We start from the raw sequence: 22,048 nt of genomic DNA, 5'->3' as shown, positions 1-22,048 counted from the left end.
CTGACATGACTGATATCATCAAAGAGAGAGAACTTCCGACAGATAAACTCAGGTGGACCCTGAACCCTGAAGACCTTCCATTCGACACAACCGCCGACCTTGAACCCGGAGATGAAATAATCGGTCAATGCCGAGGAGTAGAGGCATTCCGGTTCGGAATGGGCATGCCTCTTAAAGGATATAATATTTTCGTTACCGGACCGGCTGGAACCGGAAAGCAGGCCACCGTCAAGAAAATGCTGAAGGATCTTTCCAAGTCCGACACCATCCCGGACGACCTTCTCTACGTCAACAACTTCAAGTCCAGCGAATCGCCCATCCTGATTCGCTTGCCCGCCGGAGAAGGAGCCGTATTCAAAAAAGATGTCCATGACTTTCTGGAAGGCATCAAACGTGAAGTTCCACAACTTTTCGAGAGCCAGGAATACATGGCCCGCAAAAATGAAATCATAGAAAAACACGAAAAGCAGACCCGCGAGTTTTTTCAGGGCATTGAGGATAAGGTTAAAGATTCCGGACTGGTTATCGTGAACATGCAGATGGGCCATTATCAGCGCCCTGATGTTGTACCCCTTGTGGATGGAGAACCTATCCGCATGATTCAGCTTGAAGAAAAAGTTGAAAAAGGACGCTTCCCCCGTGAAGAATTTGAAAGGCTTCAGGAGAAACAAAAGGAGCTCAAAGAGGAAGTGGACAACATTCTGGCCGAGGTCCGTAAGCTCCAGAAGGAAGTGAAGAAAAAAAGTGATGACGTGGACAAGCTAATGTTCATGAATCTCGCGCAGGACCTTATTGCACCTCTGCTGGAAAAATATACTACTGAGAAGCCGCAGAAATATTTTGATGAGATGCTCGAAAGCATGAGCGAAGACCTTGATTCACTGCGCATGATCGGCAAGAAGCCGCAGGCAGGGGAAGGAGGAATGATGTTCATGCCTCCGCAGGCGGACGTTATTCTTCACCCATATCAAGTCAATCAGCTGGTGGATAACTCCGAACAAACCAGCCCTCCTGTAATTTTCGAGGCCTACCCCACCTACCGGAACCTGTTCGGCTCCATTGAACGGGTGATGGACCGCAATGGCGGATGGCGCACGGACTTCACCAAAATCAAGGCTGGATCATTCATCAAGGCAAATGGCGGATATCTGGTAATAAACCTGATGGATGCCATAGTGGAGCCCGGTGTCTGGCCCACTCTGAAGCGGTCCCTCAAGACCGAGAAAATTGAAATCCAGACTTTCGACCCTTATTATTTCATATCCTCTACCGGACTCAAACCGGAACCGATTGATATGGATGTGAAGGTTGTTGTTCTGGGTGAGCCATACCTCTATCAGCTTCTGCGGCATTACGATCCTGACGTGCCCAAGATTTTCAAGGTCCGAGCGGACTTTGAAACTTCTATGGACCGGGATGAGGATGCAATCAACGCCGTATCCAAATTCATCAGCCGGATGGTTGAGAAAGACAAGCTCATGCCTTTTGAGCGCTCCGGTGTTGCCGCCATAATTGAACAGGCGGTCCGTATGGCCGGACGTCAGGAAAAGATCTCCACCGCCTTCCCCCTTCTGGCTGATCTTCTCGGAGAAGCCAGCCATTTCGCCGGACGCAACGGCTCTGAATCAGTAATGGCAAAACATGTGGAAGAAGCTATCCAGGCCCACCGCAAGCGTTCAAATCAGGCGGAAGAACGCCTTCAGGAAATGATTGACCGGGGGTCCATCTATGTTGACACCGATGGCGAAGTTGTCGGTCAGGTTAACGGTCTGGCTGTTTACTCTCTCGGAGACTATTCTTTCGGTAAGCCCTCCCGCATTACTGCTGTAACAGCCATGGGCAAGGGCGGCATTATCAATATCGAACGTGAATCTGAAATGTCCGGCCCTACACACAATAAAGGGATTTTCATCCTGTCCGGTTTCCTTCGCCGCCAGTTTGCGCAGGACAAACCGCTGTCGCTCACCGCAAGTATCGCCTTCGAGCAGTCCTACGGCGGAATAGACGGCGACTCAGCTTCTTCCACCGAGCTTTACGCCCTGCTTTCAAGTCTGTCCGAAATCCCCATCCGTCAGGGAATTGCTGTGACAGGTTCGGTAAACCAGAAAGGAGAAGTCCAGCCCATAGGCGGAGTTAACCAGAAAGTGGAAGGTTTCTACCTGTGCTGTAAACACGCGGGACTTACCGGGGAACAGGGAGTCATGATTCCCGAACCCAATGTAAAGGATCTCATGCTGCGCAAGGAAGTGCTTGATGCTGTCCGTGAAGGCAAGTTCCATATCTGGTCTGTGTCAAACATAGAACAGGGAATTGAAATTCTTACCGGAATCCCGGCAGGCAGCAAGGACGATAAAGGCAAGTACCCTGAAGGATCGGTCTACGGGAAAGTAGATGCCAGACTTGTTGAACTCGCCGAAGGACTGAAGAATTTCGGTTCCGGTGATGATGAAAAAGAGGACAAAAAGAAAAGCGGGAGTTCCTGTGGTTGCGGCAAATAGCCTGTCAAACACCTGCCTAAAACCAATAGTCAGGTTCGGACAGAACGCACAGGAAGACCGGTACATCCTGACAAGGGTACTAGGTTTCAAAGGCGGCATTAAGCAAGACAGAAACGATCACAAAAACAGGATTGATTAGAGAGATCATTAAAATCCCGGCAGTGTCTTTAAGAGATACTGCCGGGATTGTTTTTTCAGGTCTGATACTAATCAGCTGGCTGAATCCGAATTTCAGATAAGATCCATCACGAATTACGCAATTCCTCAATAAGGGTCGTCAGCTGTTCGCCTAGGCGCATCAGCTCTTCCACTGCAGCGGCTGATTCCCGCATGGCCTGAGCATTATCATTGGCGATGAGATTGACTTCCTCAATTCCCCGGTTGATCTGCTCGCTGGCAGAAGACTGCTGTTCGGAAGCTGTTGCAATGCTGCGGACCTGTCCGGCGGTGGTTTCAACTATCTCTACGATTTCATCAAGGCTGTCACCGGCCCTTCCCGCCAGTTCGGTACTTGAGCCTACCATCTCGGCAGCACTTCCCATCTGGTCAATATTCTTACGCGTTTCAGACTGTATTGAATTAACCGCCTGCCCCACTTCCTGCGTAGCCTGCATGGTCTTTTCCGCCAGCTTGCGGACTTCATCAGCAACCACTGCGAACCCGCGTCCGGCATCACCGGCCCGGGCCGCCTCAATTGCAGCATTGAGTGCTAACAGGTTTGTCTGATCCGCTATATCGGTAATTACAGTGATAACTTTTGAAATACCCTCGGCATGGCCGCCCAGCACATCTAGGCCGGACACCATTTCCTCGGCATGTCTATTTACTTCAGAAATAGACCTGACCACATCGGCTACAATCTTACCACCATCCTCAGCCTTGGTCTTTGCCATCTGGGCACTGTCAGCCGCATCACCGGCATTTCTAGCCACTTCCAATACAGTAGCGTTCATTTCTTCCATTGCCGTAGCTGCCTCGGAAGTGCGTTCCCGCTGACTTTCCGAGCCACGGCTGGATTCCTCAATCTGCGCGGTCAGTTCCTGAGTTGCACTGGACACCTGCGAAACAATTCCTGAAAGCCTTTCAGCCGCCTGAAGCATTCCTTCACGCTTAGCATTTTCCGCCTCGGAGCGGGCCTCATCAGCCTCTCTGAGAGCTATCTGGGCTTTCTCGGTCTGTTCTTTTGCCTCAGCGGCCATCTCTTCGGATCTGGATATATTTTCCACCAGTCCGGCAAGCATTTCACGCAGCGCAATGTTCAGATCAAGCAATTCTCCACCGAAAAGAGAATTATCAAGACGGACTTCCAGGTTACCGTCCGCGACTTCCTTGGCTGCCCCGGCCATGATGACTATAGGATTCGAAATGGACCGGGCAACAAAGAAAAGAGCGACCATGACAACGGCAAACGCCAACACACCGACAACAACTAGATAGGCGGCCAGACCGTGGGCTCCGGCAAGGACTTTGTCCATGGGAGCATTTACGGCGAGATACCAACGCTGATCAATCCCGGCAAATTCCACGGGAACATACTGCACCATTGACATCAGCCCGGTCGCCGCCGCCTTGCGGTATTCCAGATAGGGCTGCCCGGACCTGATTGCTTTTTTCAGGGCTGCTTCATCATCAAATGAAGCAACATCGTAAATATTATTATCCATTATTTTCTGATCAGGATGGTAAATAAATTCACCTTCCGGAGTCATTAACCATGCATACCCGGTTCCATAAGGGCGGATCTGAGCAACAACATCCATTATGTTTGTTATTGGCAGATCAATACAGACAACCCCCATAAACGATCCATTCACCAGAATCGGTGAACAGATGCTGACCATGGTCACGTCTTTACCGCCTACATTGTAGACATAAGGATCGGTAATAAATGTCCGGCGCAGCTCTTTTGGCTTCAGATAGTAATCACCGTCTCCGGGAACATCATATCCTACCAATGGATCGACTTTGATTGCCCCACCATCCCTGTACACATATGGAACAAATCTTCCACTGGCATCGTGGTCCGTTGTCCCGGCGTAAGTTTTATCCTGCCCGTCAAATGCATTCGGCTCCCAGCCTACACATACTCCGACATATTCCGGATTGCTCGTGATAAGACCTTTAAGCATGGCAATGACACTTTCACGACTTAAAATTTCATTCCGCTCCTTTAGCTCTGCAAAAACCTGAGCAAAACCCTCTGCCTGATTCTGCGCTTTACTTACATAAGCCAGAACTTTCTCGGCATTAGTACCGGCAAGCCCGAAGAGTTCTCTTTTAGTCACATTTTCAATAACATCGGAGCTTTTATAAGTCGCAACTATTTCTACACCTACCAAAGTCAAAAGCAGCAGCACAGCTACAGGCAATATTATTTTATATAGCATCTTCAGGTTCTTATACCAATTCATCCTTACCTCCATTCATTTCTAACTGAAAGGCGACTTGTAAACAGCTACTGACAAGCACCTTAATCCAAGAAACTGACAACTACGCCCAATAATACATTATAATTTAAATGACGTCCCAATAATAAAGTATTTTATATACAAAAAACGCCCGGTCTGATTCAGACCGGGCGTAACATTTCTAAAAAAGGATGATAATTCAGCCAAATTGATTGTCTTTTACAACAATAATACTTTCACCAAATACTTTGAAAAACTGACAGTTACACTATAGCTGATGGCATATCTATTTCTGAAAACAATATACCAGAAAAACTGTTAAAGAACTAAAGCACTGAGGAAACGCCCCTGATCTTCTTCAAAGCCGCTGTCAGCGTCCAGCAAAACAGTATTGATCCCCCCAGAAGAACCGGAGCCTTGATGAAGGGAGACACTTTGAGGGACAAAAGAAAATAGGCCCCGTAGTAAACCGCCAGGGAATGAAACAGATAAATCCCGTATGAACATGATGCAAACGACTTCCAGAACGGGCTGCCGCTGTTCAGATACTTTGAAAACGCGGCAATGGACGTCATCAGAACAGAAAAAGCGAACAGATTGAATCCCAGAGCATTTCCCGTCTTAATTGCAAATCCGGTTTCTCCCGGAGTCACTTTGAGTTTGAAATACAGATATAGCATCGCGGAAAGTACACTGAGAACCGCCCATGGAACAAGCTTGGGGTTGTAGCCCTGTCTTGAAAACCAATTGCGCTTCCAGGCCAGAATACCCAGCCAGAAATAAAGAAAGTAGACAGGAAGCCTCAGCGGCTGAAATACCAGTAAATAATAATCTGAAATCCAAGTATCAACCGGATAAAAAAGGTTCATCAGCAGGAAAACAGAAGAGGCCCCCCCCACGAACAATACCCAGAGGATGGGAGAAGGAACCTTGCTGCGTCTAGCTGGAGCCCGCAGGCTGGGAAAGTTTCGGTAACAGAAGGTAAGAACAATATAAAACAAGGCCAGAAGTCCCAGAAACCAGAATACGGATTGGCTGTACATGGACGACCAGAACTGCCCACCCCAGAAATCAAGATAATCAGGAGCCTTATCCCGGGACAGAAGAATCATATACATGGCAGGCGGAGCGAGAAAGAGCACCCCGAGTACCCAAGGTATGATGATACGCCTGAATTTTCCGGCCCAGAAGCCGGGTATACCGTGTTTCTGCAATGAAGAAAGGGCAAAATAACCGGCAATAAAAAACATTACAGGCATGATCGGCACATCAATAAGAATCACCCCATAAGTGAAAAACATACTCTGTTCCGGATCGATGACAAACCACCATGATGGAGCGAATTTCATATAACACAGGAAAACATGCAGGGTAACAACCATAGAAATGGTTACCGCCCGCAGGTTATCGATAAAGTACATTCTGTAATTCATTTTCTGATCCAAATTCAAATTTTACGTTTGAGCAATAATCAGATTAATATTTGTTCTGATTAGCTAAGTCAAACCTGAAATAAATGTCATTCCGGGACCGTATATAAAAAAAGGCCGATGGAAAATGTTCCCTCCGGCCTTTATTGTTAATCAGATCTGATAAAAAAACTACGAATCCCGCAATTCTTCGATCAATGCCGTTAATTGCTCTCCAAGCCTCATAAGCTCTTCGACAGCTGTGGAAGACTCACGCATGGCCTGAGCATTATCATTCGCGACGAGACTGACTTCCTCGATGCTGCGGTTAATCTGCTCACTGGCAGCGGACTGCTCCTCAGAGGCAGTTGCTATGCTCCGGACCTGTTCAGCGGTTTCCTCAACAATGCGGACAATGCCGTGCAGAGCCTCTCCAGCCTTACCTGCATATTCAGTACTCTGTTCCACTTCACCTGCAGCACGGGACATCCCCTCAATATTATTGCGGGTTCCCTTCTGAATTGAACTGATAAAATCAGAGACCTGCCCGGTTGCATCCATAGTTTTTTCCGCCAGCTTGCGAACTTCGTCGGCGACAACAGCAAATCCCCGCCCTGCTTCACCGGCACGAGCAGCTTCAATGGCCGCGTTAAGAGCCAGCAGGTTGGTCTGGTCGGCAATATCGGAAATAACGTTCATGATCTGGCCGATTCCTTCCGCCTGTTGACCAAGTTCAGCCAAGCCTTCTTCCATTTCAGCGGTCATTGAGTGGACACGGTTGATACGCTCAACCACATTATTCACCACGGCTACGCCTTTCTCAGCTTCACCCCGGGCGTCATCAGCAGAATCTGCAGCCTGGGCCGCGCTGCGGGCGACTTCCATGACACTCGCATTCATCTGTTCCATGGCGGTGGCTGATTCGGCGGTTCGCTCCCGCTGAGTTTCAGATCCCCGGCTGGACTCATCAATTTGGGCGGTTAGTTCCTGAGATGCGCTGGCAACCTGAGATACAATCCCCGAAAGCCTTTCTGCGGCATGGAGCATACCTTCACGCTTCGCGTTCTCGGCCTGCATCCGGGCTTCATCAGCTTCCCTAAGTGCCACCTGAGCCTTACGGGTCTGATCCTGGGCTTCTTCAGCCATTTTCTCGGATTTTGCTATATTCTCAACCAAAGCTGAGAGCATTTCCCGCAAAGAGAGAGTTAGATCGTAAAGCTCCCCGCCAAAACGGGACTCATCAAGGTGAACATCAAAATTTCCCCCTGCGACCTCTCTGGCGGTTCCGGTAATAATTCCGATAGGCCGAGAAATAGACCGGGCCACAAAAACAATCGCGATAAGTACCAGAAAAAAAGCAATACAACCTATGATAATCAGATCGTTGGTAAGAGAAGTTGCCCCGGAAAGGATCTTATCCATTGGGGCACTGACAGCCAGATACCAATACTGGCCCGAATCCTTGAACTTAACCGGGATATACCGGACCATGGACATTTTTCCGGTTGTGTAGGCTTTACGGACTTCCTGAAACTCACGACCTTCCCGTAGTGCTTTTCTCAATCCGCTTTCATCTTCAAAGGTTGCGGTATCAAAAATATTTTTACCGATACGTTCTTCATCAGGATGGTAAATGAAATTACCGTCAGGCATCATCAACCATGCATAACCGTCATCATAAGGCCTGATCTCGGAAACCAGTCTACTGATGTTGGTTATAGGCATATCGACACAAACAACTCCAAGAGGTCTGCCGGAAACCATGATCGGAACTCCGATGGTGGTCAGCATAAGCATTTCGCCGTCAACTTCGTAAGGATAGGGAGGAGTTATGTAGGGCCTGCGCCTCTCAATTGGCTTAAGGTAGTAGTCCCCGTCTCCGGGAATAAAATATTCGGCCAGCGGAACCACTTTGATAGTTCCCCCGGCTCTGAAGGCGTAGGGAATAAGCCTGCCGGTTTTATCATGCAATTCTGTTCCCGCAAATTCAGCATCCCGCCCGTCAAAAGCGTTTGCCTCCCAGCCGTTGCTGCCGCCGATAAAATTACTGTCTCCTTTAACCAGTCCTATGAGCATAGAAATTGCGGCCTTGCGGCTCAAGGGAATATCTTCCCTTCGAATTTCAGCAAAGGTGCTGGCCAACCCCTGAGCCTGCCCCTGAGCGTACGTCATATAGTTCAGGATTTTCCCGCTGTATTCTCCTGCCAACGCATCAAGTTCCTTGCGTGCCACGGATTCAATGGCGGCAGAACTCTTCGATGTAGAAAAATATTCTATGCTGACAAGAGTAAGGACCAAAAGAAGTCCTACAGGGATCAGGATTTTGTACATCATTTTCAGATTTTTATACCATTTCATCGAGCATAAACCTCATTAATATTTATTGTATAAGCCCACTCCTCACTTATAGAGTTATTTTTGTCAATTTCATTTTGCGAAACAGACACTTTTTTCCGTTTAATTAAATTGAACTTCACCTATAAATATTTGCGAAATAAACAGCTCTTCATTTTAAAAATGACAAAAACTTGTCCCGCCGCCCTATCTGATTTATCATTAGCATATAACAACAAAGGAACAAAAATGAATATACAGAAAATAGCTGTTGTTGCTGCCATGGAGCAGGAGGCAAAAGCCCTGTTTCCAACAGCAGCCAAAGATCGTTCAGGCAGGTTCACTGCACTCAGCGGTAAACTGGGCAACAATATAAATTTCAAATGTCTGATATGCGGAGTTGGTTACGAAAGAGCAGGCGAAGCGGCCCGGTTGCTATGTGAAGAACAACCGGACCTGCTGCTCAGCATCGGGGTTTCGGGAGGAATCGCACCGGGGCTGCCTGCCGGGACACTTGTCGCGGCAACAACAATTCATTCCGAAATTAAAGAAATTAATTCGTGGCATGAAACCGAACGGGACGCTGCCGCGCGCAGTGATCTTTTTCCCCATTGCGGAAAAATGCAGTGCGGACCTATTGTAACATCTCCTGAACCGGTTCTAACCCCGAAGCACAAACAGCTCCTGCATGACCGCACAGGAGCCATTGCCGTGGATATGGAATCAATCGCCGTGGCACAGGCTGCCGCCACCGGAGGAATCCCCTTCGCCTGCATCCGTGCTGTAAGCGATGACTCTGACCGGACTATTCCGGCTGAGGCTATGAAAGGAGTAGATGAAACTGGAAAGTCGCAACTTGGCCCGATAATGAAAGCCATACTGAAAAGACCGGCACTTGTACTGGAATTGATCCCCATGGGAATGGATTACTCAAAAGCACTGAAAGCTCTGGCAAAAACATTTTCATGAATCTGACAGACCACTAAAAAAAACAGCCCGCAGGATAATTCCGGCGGGCTGTTTTTTGATTGAAAAACAAAAGATGTTTCAGCAGCAGCCTGCTAATCCACATCAATTCCTTTCAGAGCGAGCATGAGCCCTTTAAGCGGACGTCTGACGGAATCGGATACCGCGGTCGGTTCGAAACCGCAATGAACCATGCAGTTCGCGCAACGGGGATCGTTACCCACTCCGAATTTATCCCAGTCAGTCTGTTCCATGAGTTCTTTGTAGGAAGAAACAAAACCGTCCTCAAGCAGATAACAGGGGCGCTGCCAGCCAAGGACCGAACGGGAGGGGTTACCCCACGGAGAACATTTGTAATCCTGGTTTCCGGCCAGAAAATCAAGATAAAAACTGCTGTGGCTGAAATCCCAGTTCCTGCCTTTACCCAGCTTGAAGATTTCGCGAAACAGTTTAACCGACTGCTCACGAGTAAGAAAACTGTCCTGATCCGCCGCAGCTTCGTAGCTGAACGCCGCCGAAAGAGTCATGCCGTCAATTTTGAGGTCCATGAGAAAATCAAAAAATTCAGCGGCGTTTTCAGCAGTCTGGCCGCCGAAAAGAGTGGTGTTGGTTACAACCCGGAATCCTTTGGATTTCAGCATCTTGATAACTGAAACACTGTTATCGAACACTCCGTCCTTGCAAACGATCTTGTCATGAATCTCTTTCTGTCCATCCAGATGCAGGTTGAAAGTCAGATAGGGACTGGGAGTAAACTCATGAATGCGTTCCGGCACGAGAAGGCCGTTGGTGCAGAGATAAACGAACTTTTTACGCTTGATCAGTTCTTCCACAATCTTCGGCATGTCTGGATGCAGCAGCGGTTCACCGCCGGGAATGGAAACAATGGGTGCTCCGCATTCTTCTACAGCCTCGATACACTCTTCAATGGAGAGGCGCTTGTTCATGATTTCCGGAGAATGCCCGATCTTACCGCACCCCTTACAACGCAGGTTGCACTGAAAGAGAGGCTCAAGCATCAGGACAAGCGGATAATGCTTGTTGCCCTTAATGGTCTGGGTGAGAATATATTTGCCAAGTCTAGCTACTTGAATTGCGGGAATTGCCAAGGGATCAACCTCTTTTCCGCCATTATTCAGGCGGGTTATTTTTTAGCGGAGCAGGCTTTTATCAAAGAAGCGACTGCTTCCGTTTTCAATAGTTTTTCGTGAAATTTTTTACTCTTCAGAGCCTTTTCGTACTGCGCACAGGCTTCTTCGGTTTCATCATCTTCAAGAAGTGCTGTTGCCAGCCCCAGCCTGTTCATAGCGAAATCAGGTGCTGTAGCTACAGCCTTTTCGTAATGCTCAAGAGCCTTATCGATATCGCCTACACTCACCGGTGGAGATGGGGCCTGAAGATAAAGATTACCAAGCATCCGGTCCGGTCCGCCGAAGTCAACCTGCGGATCAAGACTGGACGCCCGAAGTGCTTCTTGCTCCATGACAGGCACAAGGTCAAGTCCTCTGAGCGGAGCAAGCTGGGCCTCTTTAGCAACTAAATAAGCCAAAAGATAGTGTCCGAGGCCGGACTTGGGATTTTTCTGCAGGAATTTTTGAAGCGGGGCCTGACTGTCTTTGGCGAAACCGGTACTTTTGACCATCCCGCTTTCCAGAAGCCATGCCGAACAGGCAGCGGACTGCAGGATATCATTGCTGCCCGCTCCGGAAGATAAAATTTCAGCCTGCGCACGGGAACATGGCTTCCATAATACCACCCCGTCAGACTCATATTCATAAACAGGGAGATCGTTCCTCACACCTGCACAGCCGCAGCTTAAAGCCAGGACCAGAATTAGGAGCAGACGAAAGGCCGCCATTACTTCAGTTCTCCGTCAGCCGGATTGAAACCTTCGGTCTGCAACAGCTTGAGAATATCCTTTGCGGCAGGATCATCTGCCATATCGAGCAGCACTGATTGCAGCCGCAGTGAATCATCAGTGGTATCACCGAACCATACAACCGGACTGGTGGGCAGTTTCTGCGAGGTATAGACGACCTTGGTGTTGTCATAACGACCGGAACCTTCAATAACGGAATACTGAACCGCGTCAAGGCAGACTCCGGAAGCGCGCCCTTTATTCACCTTGCGCAGCATGCGCAACGCCCGGTGCGTGCCTTCCATCTCGAAAAAAGAATTCTTTTCACCGCCAAGCAGGATATCACGGGCTTCCGGAGTATAGAGCATTGAACCGTATACCTTACCCTTGATTTCATCCACGGAATCGGGACCGCCTGCCGGGACTATGAGCCGCCAGACATCTTTCTCAAGCCCCTGAGGCAGAGTGGCAGCCACCGGGACCATTTTAAACTTACCCTTGAAACTCTTGAAAAAAGTCAATCCGGTGATTCCCCATGCTGGAGTATTCTTGCTCAGATAAGCTGTAGATTCACTAAGATCATTGAAATAAACACCTTTTACCGGAACACCCATTTTCCCGCTCAGGTAGGAAGCGAGTTCATCCATTACCGGCTGAGCGTCAGCAGTGCTGCCGGGCTGTCCGGGCTGAATGACCGCAAAATCAAATCTTCCATCGGCAAAAGCCTTGGCCGCAAAAGCCAGAACCAGAACGCACGCTATAAGCAAAACTTTTCTGAACATGTTTTATCTTCCCTTGATCTTTTCAATCAGTCTGAAAACAGCCGGAAGCACGACCATGCATCCCACAAGGCAGGTTGCCGATCCGGTCACCATTATCCCGCCAAGGGAAGCCAGCCCCCGGTGATGCGCAAGCAGCAGCCCACCGAAACCGATCATGGTGGTGCAAAAGCTTAGACCTACAGCCACAGGTGTGCTCGTGTCATAGAGTCTTTCGCCGGGCGAAAGCTCCTTCCAGCGGGCCAGAAAATGAACCCCGCCGTCAACGCCGATGGCGATAAGCACTGGAATAGCAAAGAAGTTGGCTAAATTAAAGCTCAAACCGGTTAGCCCCATAACCTCAAGAAGCCAGAATATACCGGCCATTAAAGGCACAAGAGTCAGGAGAACATAACTGATCCTGAAAGAAGTAAGGAAAAGGATCAGGGAAACCATTATCAAAGTCAGTCCAGCCGCTTCCAGAAAAGTTTCCCGCATCAGTAAAGAAGATTCAAGCACAACCACTGGAACTCCGGTCACATGCGGGTCAATCCTGCGCAGGTCGGCAACAAATCCTTTCAGCTTTTCAAAATCCCAGACATTCTCCACCGGGGAAACCTTGACCATGAACATTCCGTCTTTACCGACAAACATGCTTCGCAATTGCGCGGGCAGATCATCGGGCCCCACCGAACGGACTTCAAGAATTTCCTTAAGCCACTTGAATGAATCCCCGAGTTCAGCTACCAGACGGCTCTGAAGCTCGGCAAGATTAACGGTAACTGACGGGTTACTCTCTATCAGGTCTATACAATTTTCAGCCTTTTCAATAATAGCTGAGACCTTATTCATCTCATCTTTGGCCCCGGCTGAAAACAGCTTTTCCTCCAGATCGAGAAGGGCTTCAATCAGGTTGGCCAGAGCAACCTGAATCTTGTAGGGTTCTAGAGTATAAAATTCATTTTTGTCGAAATCGATGCCATCGAGAATCCTTGCCTCGCCCCGGAGTATTTCCGCTTTTTCCTTCTGACCCTCCGGAAGGTAATCAAGGATGGATTCAATACGACCGATCGAAGGAACCTGTTTCAGCTCGGAAATGAGGGACCGCACACTTCCTAGGTCCGGTCTTGTCATAACCGCAAACCAGGTGGACTCATCGGAATCATTGATTAGAACGTGTTCGTACTCAACCGATTCTAGGCCCTCGGCCTGCAATTCCAGCAGATTGTAATTGAATCCGGCCTTTTTGATACCCGGGTAAGCAAGAGCAGTAAGCACAGCAGCAACAATAAGCACGGCAACCGGACGGGAAACAATCTTTTCCATGAAAGGCATGGTGACCATGCGCGGACGGGATGAAGGGAAAAGATTACGCCTTCCGGCAATGAGAAGCATGGACGGCAGTACAGTCAACATGGATATGAGACAGAAAATGATTCCGGTTCCCCCCACCAGTCCAAGCTCAGCAAGACCTACAAACTCCTGCCCGAGCACAGCGTAAAAAGCGCAGACGGAAGTTATTCCACCGAGCAATACTCCCGGCCCGGTGTGGACAAGAGCCTCCTCAACCGCATCGTCAGGAGTCATACCAGAACCGGTTGCCTCAACATAGCGCATGACAACATGGATGCCGAAGTCGACACCTATACCGACCAGCACCAGAGCGAAAACAATGGAAAGCAGGTTAAGACTGCCGAGAGTGACCAGCGTAAAGCCGAAAGTCCAGGCCATGGCGCAGAAAAGTGAAACCATGACCAGCATGGGCCGCAGCCAGCCATGCAGGATAATCATGAACATCAGCCCGACAAGAACCACGGAAATAATGGCCGCAATGGTCATATCCTGATCCGTGGTGTGCATTTCATCCGCTGAAAGAACAGGTCTTCCGGTCAGCCCAGCTTCTATTTCCGGAAATTCCTCGCGGGTCTGCTCCAGTGCCTGACGAACGAAAGTCAGGGAAGGACCGATAACATCCATGGCCCCGAAATCCTTCTTGGGCAGGATTCGCATGATCAGGAGCTTCCCGTTTCGGGTATAAAAATAATGGATGCCCGCCTTATCCAGCCCCAATACGGGAGCTCCAGCCAGTTCAGGATTGGAACCGTGCATCAGGGCGGATTCCATATCCCCCACAAAAGCATCAAGTGAATTCATCACCGGGCCGAACATTTCAGGATCTGCCGCACCTCCTCCGGATTTTCCTGAAAGCAGTCCGGCGGTCATATCCAGAAATCTGGTCAGCCCCGGTTCTTCGAACCATTCACGGCCCAGAGGTCCAAAATCACGGGCAAGGTTGACAAATTCCCTTAACTCGTCAGGGCTGGCGAACATCAACACTCCGGGGCCCATATCGCGGGCGGACATGGCGTAGTGAACCTCTTTGACCAGTTCGGGGTGTTTCTCAAGCTTTGCAGCCATGGAAGCGGCAAATGCGGCGGACTTTTCTTTACCTTCGTCAGTTCCGCCAGTCTTGATGACCACGAACATATATTCCTGATCCCCGAAATTTCTTATCTGCTCCAGATTGCGCTTCTGAAAAGGAAGCTCATGGGAAATCAGATTGTCCTGATCGCTGTCCAGCCTAAGCCACAAGGCGGAGGAAACACCGCATACCGCAGCCAGCAAAATAGCGCAGATAACAATCAGGGCTGGAGCCCTGCGCACCATATTCCAAATGGAGCGGATCAGCTTTACTTGAATTTTCTTGAAAACGTTCACTTAATTCATGCCCACGCAGACTGCCGCGGGTCTTTTCTAAAAATATAAGCAAAGAAGGCAAACCATAGCACAGTCTGCCTTCTGAAATAAACTGATTGATGAAGCCATTACGGCAGGCAATTCAAGGTAAGATCGCCTTTAAATCATGAAAGTCCGCTCAGACGGGAAACCCCATTCAGGGGAATGGTCCTAAATCTAGGAAGTTTTTGCGGTACGGATTCCCAGATCCTTCACTGTCTTCCAAGCCGAACCGGTAATCTTATGCGCTTCCTTGAGTACATCGTCCATGGCTTCAAGAAACTTGTCCACATCCTCGTCATTAATCATAAGCGGCGGAAGAATCTTTACTGTATCCAGACCGTGTCCGGCCACCTGACTGAGAATATTGTGTTTTTCCAGCAAGGGCATGGTTATCATCTGGCAGAACAGGTCATCATTCATCTTGTGCAGCAGCTTCCAACTGGCCTTGAGTCCCATTGATTTAGGCTCGCCGAACTGCATTCCGACCATTAGCCCTTTGCCGCGAACCTCCTTGAGCATTTCATACTTATCGACAAGTTTATTCATTCCTTCCAGAATGCGGTCTCCCATGCGGGCGGCGTTCTCAACCAGATTCTCCTGCTCAATGACTTCAATTGTAGCAAGTCCGGCAGCCATAGCCAGATCATTCTGGCCGAAAGTATTAGAATGAGCGAAACAGCGCTCCATACAATCAAAAATTTTTCCGTGAATCTCACGGGTGGTGATAATTGCCCCGACAGGAATAAAACCACCGGAGAGCGCCTTGGAAATAACCAGAAGATCCGGCTTAACATCCCAGTGTTCAACCGCGAATATCTTTCCGGTCCGGCCCATGCCGCACTGGACTTCGTCCGCTATCATGTAGACTCCGTAACGGTCGCAGAGTTCACGCACTCCCTGCATATACCCTTCTTCAGGAACAAAGACGCCTTTACCCTGAACGGTCTCAAAGATGAAAGCACCAACATCACCCGCGCGAAAAGCATCCTCAAGAGCTTTAAGATCATTGAAAGGCACAGGGACACAGTCCGGGAGAAGCGGCTCGTTACGGTCCCTGAACTCACGGTTGGCGTTTACGGAGAGTGAACCGAGGGTCAGGCCGTGAAAAGCATGGTGGCAGTGCACAACCTTGTGCTTTCCGCTGGCCTGCCGTGCAAACTTGAGAGCACCCTCAACCCCTTCTGTTCCGGAGTTGGTAAAAAACACGGCTTCAAGGTCACCGGGAGCGATTTCAGCAAGTTTTTCAGCAAGCATCCCTGAAAGAACACCGAGATCCATCTGCACAAGACTGGCGGTTTTGGCATCAATAGTTTCATGCAGCACCTGAGCTACATGAGGATGGTTCCTTCCTATATTATAGACTCCGAAACCGGAGAGGAAATCAAGGACCTCAACACCTTTGGCATCGGTAAGGTACGCGCCTTGAGCCGAAACGTAGTTACGGTTGTAACCGATTACTTCCAGAACCCGCACAAACTGGGGGTTAACATATTTGCGATGCAAATCATAAGCTTCAGCTATTTTTTCTTTATATTTCTTGATGATCTCAGAACTCATTAATCAGGCTCCAATATACTTTTTGAAGTAGAGTAGAATAGATTTTTTTGAGAAATACTCCCCTTCCCTGCTGTGGTCAATGGCTTATCAAAGGATACCCGAGCCTTCATTCACGCATTGCCAAAATTCCGGTTGGGCTGTACCTTGCCAAAAAAATTACAGACAATGAATGCGTTGAAACGCAAAGTATAATTCAGGAGGCCATAACATGGTTGAAGTTATCAGAGCGGAGACAGCAGGATTCTGCATGGGTGTTGACCTTGCACTGAACAAACTGGACTCTCTCATCGATAAGAACGAAAGCGTAAAAATATACATACTGGGCCCGATCATTCATAATCCCCAGGTTCTTGAAGATTATGAAAAGCAGGGTGTCATCACAGCAGAATCCACCGAAGACATTCCCGAAGGAGCTTATGTTGTAATCAGGGCCCATGGAATTCCCAAACAGGCGGAAGAAGACCTTCGCTCCCGTGGAGTTTATGTAATTGACGCAACCTGCCCCAAGGTTAAAAAAGCTCAACTGCTTATTAAGAAGAACACCGAAGACAACCGTATTCTTCTTCTTTACGGTGAAGACAGCCACCCCGAGGTCAAAGGCCTTCTGAGCTACGCCCCCTCAGGAACTCATCTTTTTGATTCACTTGAAGAACTGGATGCAATCGAGCTTGATCCTGACAAGAAATACTGTCTGGCGGCCCAGACCACTCAGGACCGCAAAATATACGAAGAGAGCATCAAATATCTTGAGAAAAAGAATATAGACTTCGTAACCCTGAACACCATCTGCGACGCAACCCGCCAGCGTCAGGAGGAAGCCATCACCCTTTCCGGTGAAGTTGACCACATGATTGTTGTGGGCGGACGCATCAGCGGAAACACCCGCCGTCTGGTTCAGGTGGTTGAAACAGCGGGAACCAAATGCACCCACGTGGAAGTTGAAAGCGAACTGCCCCTCGATGAACTAAAAGGACTGAAAAAAATCGGCCTGACTGCGGGGGCATCTACTCCCAAACGTCTGGTGGACAGCATTGAGCAGACTCTGGAAAGATTGTAGACAAGCTGAACAGAGTTTTTACACCACTGCCGCATACAATTATGAGCTTCAAGGCGCACTGAAAGTTTACTTTACAGCGCAGATGATTCTTGACTGTTAAAACATTACCGGAGGCCCGGCATAATAGTCTTGAATGGTACTTATTCGTAACATCTGAATTTAAACCTTATCAGCAGACCAACAAAATGAGCCCGTGATGTCTTTCGACATCACGGGCTTTATTGTCAGTAACTAGACCCATAGCCGGAAGCGGACCGGTAAGGATCAGGAATAACGGGGCACTACGTTTTTGAATAGCAGCCTAAAGATCACTTCCCTTTTCAATCACCTCCGGATTCCACTGGTATCCCTTGAAGTTCTGTCTGAAGAAAACAGAATAAAGAACCGGACAGAGAATCAGGGTCAGTACGGTGGCGAACATCAGGCCGGACATGATGCAGTTAGCCATGGGTCTCCACATTTCCCCGCCCTGCAGTGATAGCGGAACCATCCCGATGATCGTGGTAGTGGCAGTCATGATGATAGGCCTTGCACGCTCAAGTGAGGCCAGCACGATTGAATCATCAAGAGATATTCCCTTGTTCCGCTGGATTTCAATACGGTCAATCAACATGATAGCGTTATTCACGATAATCCCCAGCAGACTGATCATTCCAAGCATAGGCATGAATCCGAAGGGGGAATTGGTAAGAATCATCCCCGGAGTGATACCGCACATCATGGGCGGCAGAGTCAACAGAATGATCAGCGGACGCCTGAGGGAGTTGAACTGGAATACCAGTACAAGTACCAGAAGTCCCATTGCAAGAGGCATGTTGGCGTTGATGGCCTCCTGACTTTCAACGCTCTTTTCGAACTCTCCGCCGTATTCTACGGAATAGCCTACAGGCCAGTCGGTAGATTCCATCATAGCAGTGATGTCAGGACGTACCGCGTCCAGTGTCAGCATGGCAAAATAACCGTCATAAAGATCCGCTTTAACGGTCATTGTTCTGGTCTGATCCCTGCGGCGGATATCCGAAGGCTGCCAGACCAGCTTGGAGCTGGCGATCTGACTGAGAGGGACACTTTTCCGATCCTGAGCGGAGAAGATATTGAGGCTGTCCAGTTTGTCCAGACGGTCACGGAATTCCCCCTGGGTACGCAGCATGATGGGAATATTTGTATCCCCGTCGCGATAGGTTGAAGCCTGATATCCGCTCATGCTCGATTGCAGGCTCAATGCCACGTCAGAACTTGTTAGACCTGCCTGACGGGCCTTATCCTGATCAACTACCACTTCCATTTTCTTGGTCCACTGCCCCCAGTCATCCCATACACGGGAAACACCGGGAGTCTTCTCCAGAAGGGCGACCACCTTGTCCCGCAGGTGATAAAGGGTTTTCTGGTCCGGTCCGGAAATACGTATCTGAACCGGAGCACCGACAGGCGGACCGTTCATGAGTTTTTTGAGACTGAAATCGGCATCCGGGAAATTGGCGTTCAATGTCTGACGGGTCCGCTCGATGACTTCATCCGTTGCCGGAACACTTTTGGTGTTGACCACAAAAGTGGCAAGGTTGTCGTTCCGCTGTTCAAGGTTCAGGGGCAGATACCAGCGCGGACCGCCGTGGCCTATAAATGTTCCGATACTTTCCACACCTTCATCTGCGAGCAGCAATTGTTCGAGTTTGCCGACTTCTTCCGCTGTGGCGGTAATATCGGTTCCGAAAGGCTGCCAGAAATCAATTGTGAACTGCGCTCTTTCGTTGGGCGGGAAAAACATTTTGGGAACAAACTGAAATCCCCAGAAAGCGGCCATGCAACCGGCAAGCACCACTGCAAGAAATAAAGTCCGGTACTTGAGGCAGAAAAGCAGCATTCCCCGGTAGATACGGTACATGCGGCTGGAAAATGTCTGGATGACAAGTTTCGGCTTGAGCACGTAATAGCAGAGCATGGGAACCATAGACATGGAAAGAACCCACGAACAAAGCAGGGTCAGACTGACCACGATAAAAAGTGAAAAACAGTATTCACCCGTTGCATTCTCAGCCAGAGGAATCGGCAGAAAGGCGAATATCGTTGTCAGTGATGCAGCCAGAAGCGGCATCCACAATTCCGAAACCGAATTGACGACAGCCTTGAGCCTGTCCTCCCCGGCGGCAAGCCGGACTAATATTGCTTCGGAAACAACCACACCGTTATCAACAAGAATACCCAGAGAAATAATCAGCGAGGCAATTGAGATACGCTGCATTCCCACATCAAAAAGAGGCATCAGCGCGATGCAGCCCAGCATGGCCATGGGAACAAGTGACCCCGCGATAAGTCCGGTCCTGAATCCGGCGAAGACCAGAATTACAATAACAACAAAAACAAAGGATTCAAGAAGGTTGATCATGAAATCCGTTACTGCGGTATCAACATAATCCGGCTGGTAGACAAGGACATTGTATTCCATGCCGTGATAAAGATCCTTGGAAAGCTTGCTCAGCTTTTCGCTGACCAGCTTGCCCACTTCCATGATGTTGTTACCGTCAGCCATGGAAATAGCAAGAACAATGGCGGGTTCGCCGTTATAACGGGCCATTACTCCCGGAGGATCGGCAAAACCGTGGCTGACCTCGGTAACATCGGAAAGCTTTATGGATGTTTTCATGCCCTCAACCCTCAGGGACATGTCCGCAATATCTTTCACGGATTTGAATTCGCCTGTCGGCTCTATATAAATCCTTTCCGGGCCGACCTGTGCGGAACCGCTGGGACGTATGACATTTTGGTAGTTGATCATCTGCCCCAGAGCAAAAGGAGTTATTCCCGCAGCAGCCATACGCGAGTTCGAAAAATCCACAAAAATCCGTTCATCCTGAAGCCCCCAGCGGTCCACCTTGCCAACACTGGGGATATCGAGAAGTTCGTCACGGGTGTAGTCGGCAACGTCTTTTAATTCACGGTAAGTAAAGCCGTCTCCGGTAAGAGCTACAACAATACCGAACACATCGCCGAATTCATCGTTGACAACAGGCTCATACGCTTCATCAGGAAGATCTTTTTTTGCATCATCAACCTTGTTACGAAGCCTCTGCCATACAGGGTCCATGTTCTTCTGGCTGTCCTGAAACTCGACTTCTATTATGGACAGCCCGGTCATGGACTGGGATCTCACATTCTTGATTACATCTATTTCACGGATTTTCTCTTCAAGCTTGTCGGTTACCAGCTCTTCCACCCTCTGCGGTGATGCTCCGGGAAAAACAGTTGAAACGATTGCCGTACGGATAGTGAAATCAGGATCCTCGGATTTGGGGATACTGAAAAAGGTCGAGACCCCCGCGAAAGCAATAAGTACAAACAGGACCAGCGAGGTCCTGTTATTTTCTATGCACCATTTTGCAAGATTCACGACATGCCTCCGACATTCCTGACCTTCATACCATCCTTGAGAGAATGAACACCTCTGGTTACAACGGTATCACCATGCTCAAGTCCGCTGAGAATCAGTACACCCTTGGCTGAAACTGGGCCGACCTCAACATCCCTGCGCTTTACTACCGATCCATCCTTCACGACCCATACATGCTTGCTTCCATCGGGATTTCCCACAATTGCGGAAGGCGCGACAAACACATTTGATGCTACAGAGCGGTTGGCGAAGCACACATTTCCGGACATGCCGCTGCGAATCAGCTGGTCCGAATTATCGAGATAGACCTTGACCGGGAAGGAAGCACCCTGATTAGTCCCGATACCGACCTCCATAATCACGCCGTCCATGACTTTTCCGGGAAGGGCATCAAAAGTCACCTGAACCTTCTCTCCTTCCTCCACTTCAGAAATAAGTGTGTCGGGCAGGGAGATGGACATTTTCATCTGCTTTCCGGCATTGAATTCAACAACAGTCTGACCGGACTGGACATTCTGGTGGATATTGACCTCAACACCGCCAACCCAACCGTCAAAAGGGGCCTTCAGCACCGTATAGCGCAACCTCTTGCGTGCGATATCCAACTGCTTGGCGGAAGCGTTGAGCTGAGCCTGAAATGACTTGAAATCCGCCACTGCCTGATCCAGCTCGGATTTTGAAATAACCTTGCGCTCGTAAAGCGTCCTGATCCTTTTGACATCTGCCTTGGCGCGAACATAGTTCGCCCGGATCTGCTCCAGATTAGACTCACTCTGGCGTACTTCCAACTCATAATCAGCGGGATCAAGACGGGCTATGACCTCCCCGGACTTGAACTTGCGCCCGATCTGGTCACCGGGGAAAGAAACTATCTTTCCCCCCACACGGAAGGACAGATCAGAACGCAGAGCATCTTCAGCAGTACCGGAAAAGACCCACTGCCTGCTTGAAGATGCTTCACCGACCTGCATAGTCTTTACCGGACGCAGCACTTCCTGGGACGGAGCTGGCTTTTCCTTGCATCCGGTAAGAGCCGCAGCAAATATTAACGTTGTTAAAACTATTATCTTTTTCATTTG

General features: G+C 49.1%; 13 protein-coding genes. 3 read left to right on the top strand and 10 right to left on the bottom strand.

Annotation, left to right across the window (positions count from 1 at the left end; translation table 11 throughout):
* The first annotated feature begins 5 nt into the window (after positions 1-5).
* Positions 6-2,498 carry a Lon protease family protein gene (locus tag ACZ5PW_RS08670; protein WP_464559923.1) on the top strand — a complete coding sequence of 831 codons (2,493 nt, stop codon included), beginning with the start codon at positions 6-8 and terminating at the stop codon, positions 2,496-2,498.
* Between the two features lie 245 nt (positions 2,499-2,743).
* Here the strand turns inward: ACZ5PW_RS08670 and ACZ5PW_RS08665 are convergent, their stop codons facing one another.
* The 3 genes from ACZ5PW_RS08665 to ACZ5PW_RS08655 all read right to left on the bottom strand — a co-directional run bounded on the left by ACZ5PW_RS08665 (position 2,744) and on the right by ACZ5PW_RS08655 (position 8,673).
* Entirely contained in the window at positions 2,744-4,909 is a 2,166-nt protein-coding gene (locus tag ACZ5PW_RS08665; protein ID WP_464559921.1) for a methyl-accepting chemotaxis protein, read from the bottom strand.
* A gap of 323 nt (positions 4,910-5,232) precedes the next feature.
* Complete coding sequence (locus tag ACZ5PW_RS08660) at positions 5,233-6,339, bottom strand: acyltransferase family protein (RefSeq protein ID WP_464559919.1); 1,107 nt, start codon at positions 6,337-6,339, stop codon at positions 5,233-5,235.
* A gap of 168 nt (positions 6,340-6,507) precedes the next feature.
* Positions 6,508-8,673, bottom strand: a complete 2,166-nt coding sequence (locus tag ACZ5PW_RS08655) for a methyl-accepting chemotaxis protein (protein ID WP_464559917.1) — start codon at positions 8,671-8,673, stop codon at positions 6,508-6,510.
* Between the two features lie 225 nt (positions 8,674-8,898).
* Between ACZ5PW_RS08655 and ACZ5PW_RS08650 the strand changes: the two genes are divergently transcribed.
* The gene (locus ACZ5PW_RS08650) at positions 8,899-9,618 is read left to right on the top strand and encodes a phosphorylase family protein (protein WP_464559915.1); all 720 of its coding nucleotides are present in this window, start codon (positions 8,899-8,901) and stop codon (positions 9,616-9,618) included.
* 92 nt (positions 9,619-9,710) lie between these two features.
* On the opposite strand, the gene hpnH is transcribed toward ACZ5PW_RS08650, so the two are convergent.
* From hpnH to ACZ5PW_RS08625, 5 genes are all read right to left on the bottom strand, one after another.
* Positions 9,711-10,724 (bottom strand): adenosyl-hopene transferase HpnH, encoded by a 1,014-nt coding sequence (gene hpnH / locus ACZ5PW_RS08645; protein ID WP_464559913.1) that lies wholly within the window; start codon positions 10,722-10,724, stop codon positions 9,711-9,713.
* 35 nt (positions 10,725-10,759) lie between these two features.
* Positions 10,760-11,473, bottom strand: a complete 714-nt coding sequence (locus tag ACZ5PW_RS08640) for a tetratricopeptide repeat protein (protein ID WP_464559911.1) — start codon at positions 11,471-11,473, stop codon at positions 10,760-10,762.
* Positions 11,473-12,255 (bottom strand): PhnD/SsuA/transferrin family substrate-binding protein, encoded by a 783-nt coding sequence (locus tag ACZ5PW_RS08635; protein WP_464559909.1) that lies wholly within the window; start codon positions 12,253-12,255, stop codon positions 11,473-11,475. The genes ACZ5PW_RS08640 and ACZ5PW_RS08635 overlap by 1 nt, the downstream gene beginning before the upstream one ends.
* A 3-nt stretch (positions 12,256-12,258) precedes the next feature.
* Positions 12,259-14,949 (bottom strand): MMPL family transporter, encoded by a 2,691-nt coding sequence (locus ACZ5PW_RS08630; RefSeq protein WP_464559907.1) that lies wholly within the window; start codon positions 14,947-14,949, stop codon positions 12,259-12,261.
* A 195-nt stretch (positions 14,950-15,144) separates the two neighbouring features.
* Positions 15,145-16,527: an aspartate aminotransferase family protein gene (locus ACZ5PW_RS08625; protein WP_464559905.1), complete on the bottom strand. Its 1,383-nt coding sequence runs from the start codon at positions 16,525-16,527 to the stop codon at positions 15,145-15,147.
* A 208-nt stretch (positions 16,528-16,735) separates the two neighbouring features.
* Between ACZ5PW_RS08625 and ispH the strand changes: the two genes are divergently transcribed.
* On the top strand, positions 16,736-17,584 hold the full coding sequence (gene ispH, locus ACZ5PW_RS08620) for a 4-hydroxy-3-methylbut-2-enyl diphosphate reductase (protein ID WP_464559903.1): 849 nt from the start codon (positions 16,736-16,738) through the stop codon (positions 17,582-17,584).
* A gap of 301 nt (positions 17,585-17,885) precedes the next feature.
* Here ispH and ACZ5PW_RS08615 read toward each other — a convergent pair whose 3' ends face one another.
* Both ACZ5PW_RS08615 and ACZ5PW_RS08610 read right to left on the bottom strand, forming a co-directional pair.
* A complete protein-coding gene (locus ACZ5PW_RS08615) occupies positions 17,886-20,969 on the bottom strand; it encodes an efflux RND transporter permease subunit (RefSeq protein WP_464559901.1) in 3,084 nt (1,027 codons plus the stop codon).
* Entirely contained in the window at positions 20,966-22,045 is a 1,080-nt protein-coding gene (locus tag ACZ5PW_RS08610; RefSeq protein ID WP_464559899.1) for an efflux RND transporter periplasmic adaptor subunit, read from the bottom strand. The genes ACZ5PW_RS08615 and ACZ5PW_RS08610 overlap by 4 nt, the downstream gene beginning before the upstream one ends.
* Between the last annotated feature and the right edge of the window lie 3 nt (positions 22,046-22,048).

The sequence above is a fragment of the Maridesulfovibrio salinus genome (genome assembly GCF_055394525.1).
This window is presented reverse-complemented; position numbering and strand designations above follow the sequence as displayed.

What these genes read in the sequence shown, in the direction of transcription:
- ACZ5PW_RS08650 (WP_464559915.1), top strand. Translation starts at nt 8,899, where the DNA reads ATGAATATACAGAAAATAGCTGTTGTTGCTGCCATGGAGCAGGAGGCA.
- ACZ5PW_RS08610 (WP_464559899.1), bottom strand. Translation starts at nt 22,045, where the DNA reads ATGAAAAAGATAATAGTTTTAACAACGTTAATATTTGCTGCGGCTCTT.
- ACZ5PW_RS08655 (WP_464559917.1), bottom strand. Translation starts at nt 8,673, where the DNA reads ATGAAATGGTATAAAAATCTGAAAATGATGTACAAAATCCTGATCCCT.
- ispH (WP_464559903.1), top strand. Translation starts at nt 16,736, where the DNA reads ATGGTTGAAGTTATCAGAGCGGAGACAGCAGGATTCTGCATGGGTGTT.
- ACZ5PW_RS08635 (WP_464559909.1), bottom strand. Translation starts at nt 12,255, where the DNA reads ATGTTCAGAAAAGTTTTGCTTATAGCGTGCGTTCTGGTTCTGGCTTTT.
- ACZ5PW_RS08670 (WP_464559923.1), top strand. Translation starts at nt 6, where the DNA reads ATGACTGATATCATCAAAGAGAGAGAACTTCCGACAGATAAACTCAGG.
- ACZ5PW_RS08640 (WP_464559911.1), bottom strand. Translation starts at nt 11,473, where the DNA reads ATGGCGGCCTTTCGTCTGCTCCTAATTCTGGTCCTGGCTTTAAGCTGC.
- ACZ5PW_RS08665 (WP_464559921.1), bottom strand. Translation starts at nt 4,909, where the DNA reads ATGAATTGGTATAAGAACCTGAAGATGCTATATAAAATAATATTGCCT.
- ACZ5PW_RS08660 (WP_464559919.1), bottom strand. Translation starts at nt 6,339, where the DNA reads ATGAATTACAGAATGTACTTTATCGATAACCTGCGGGCGGTAACCATT.
- ACZ5PW_RS08625 (WP_464559905.1), bottom strand. Translation starts at nt 16,527, where the DNA reads ATGAGTTCTGAGATCATCAAGAAATATAAAGAAAAAATAGCTGAAGCT.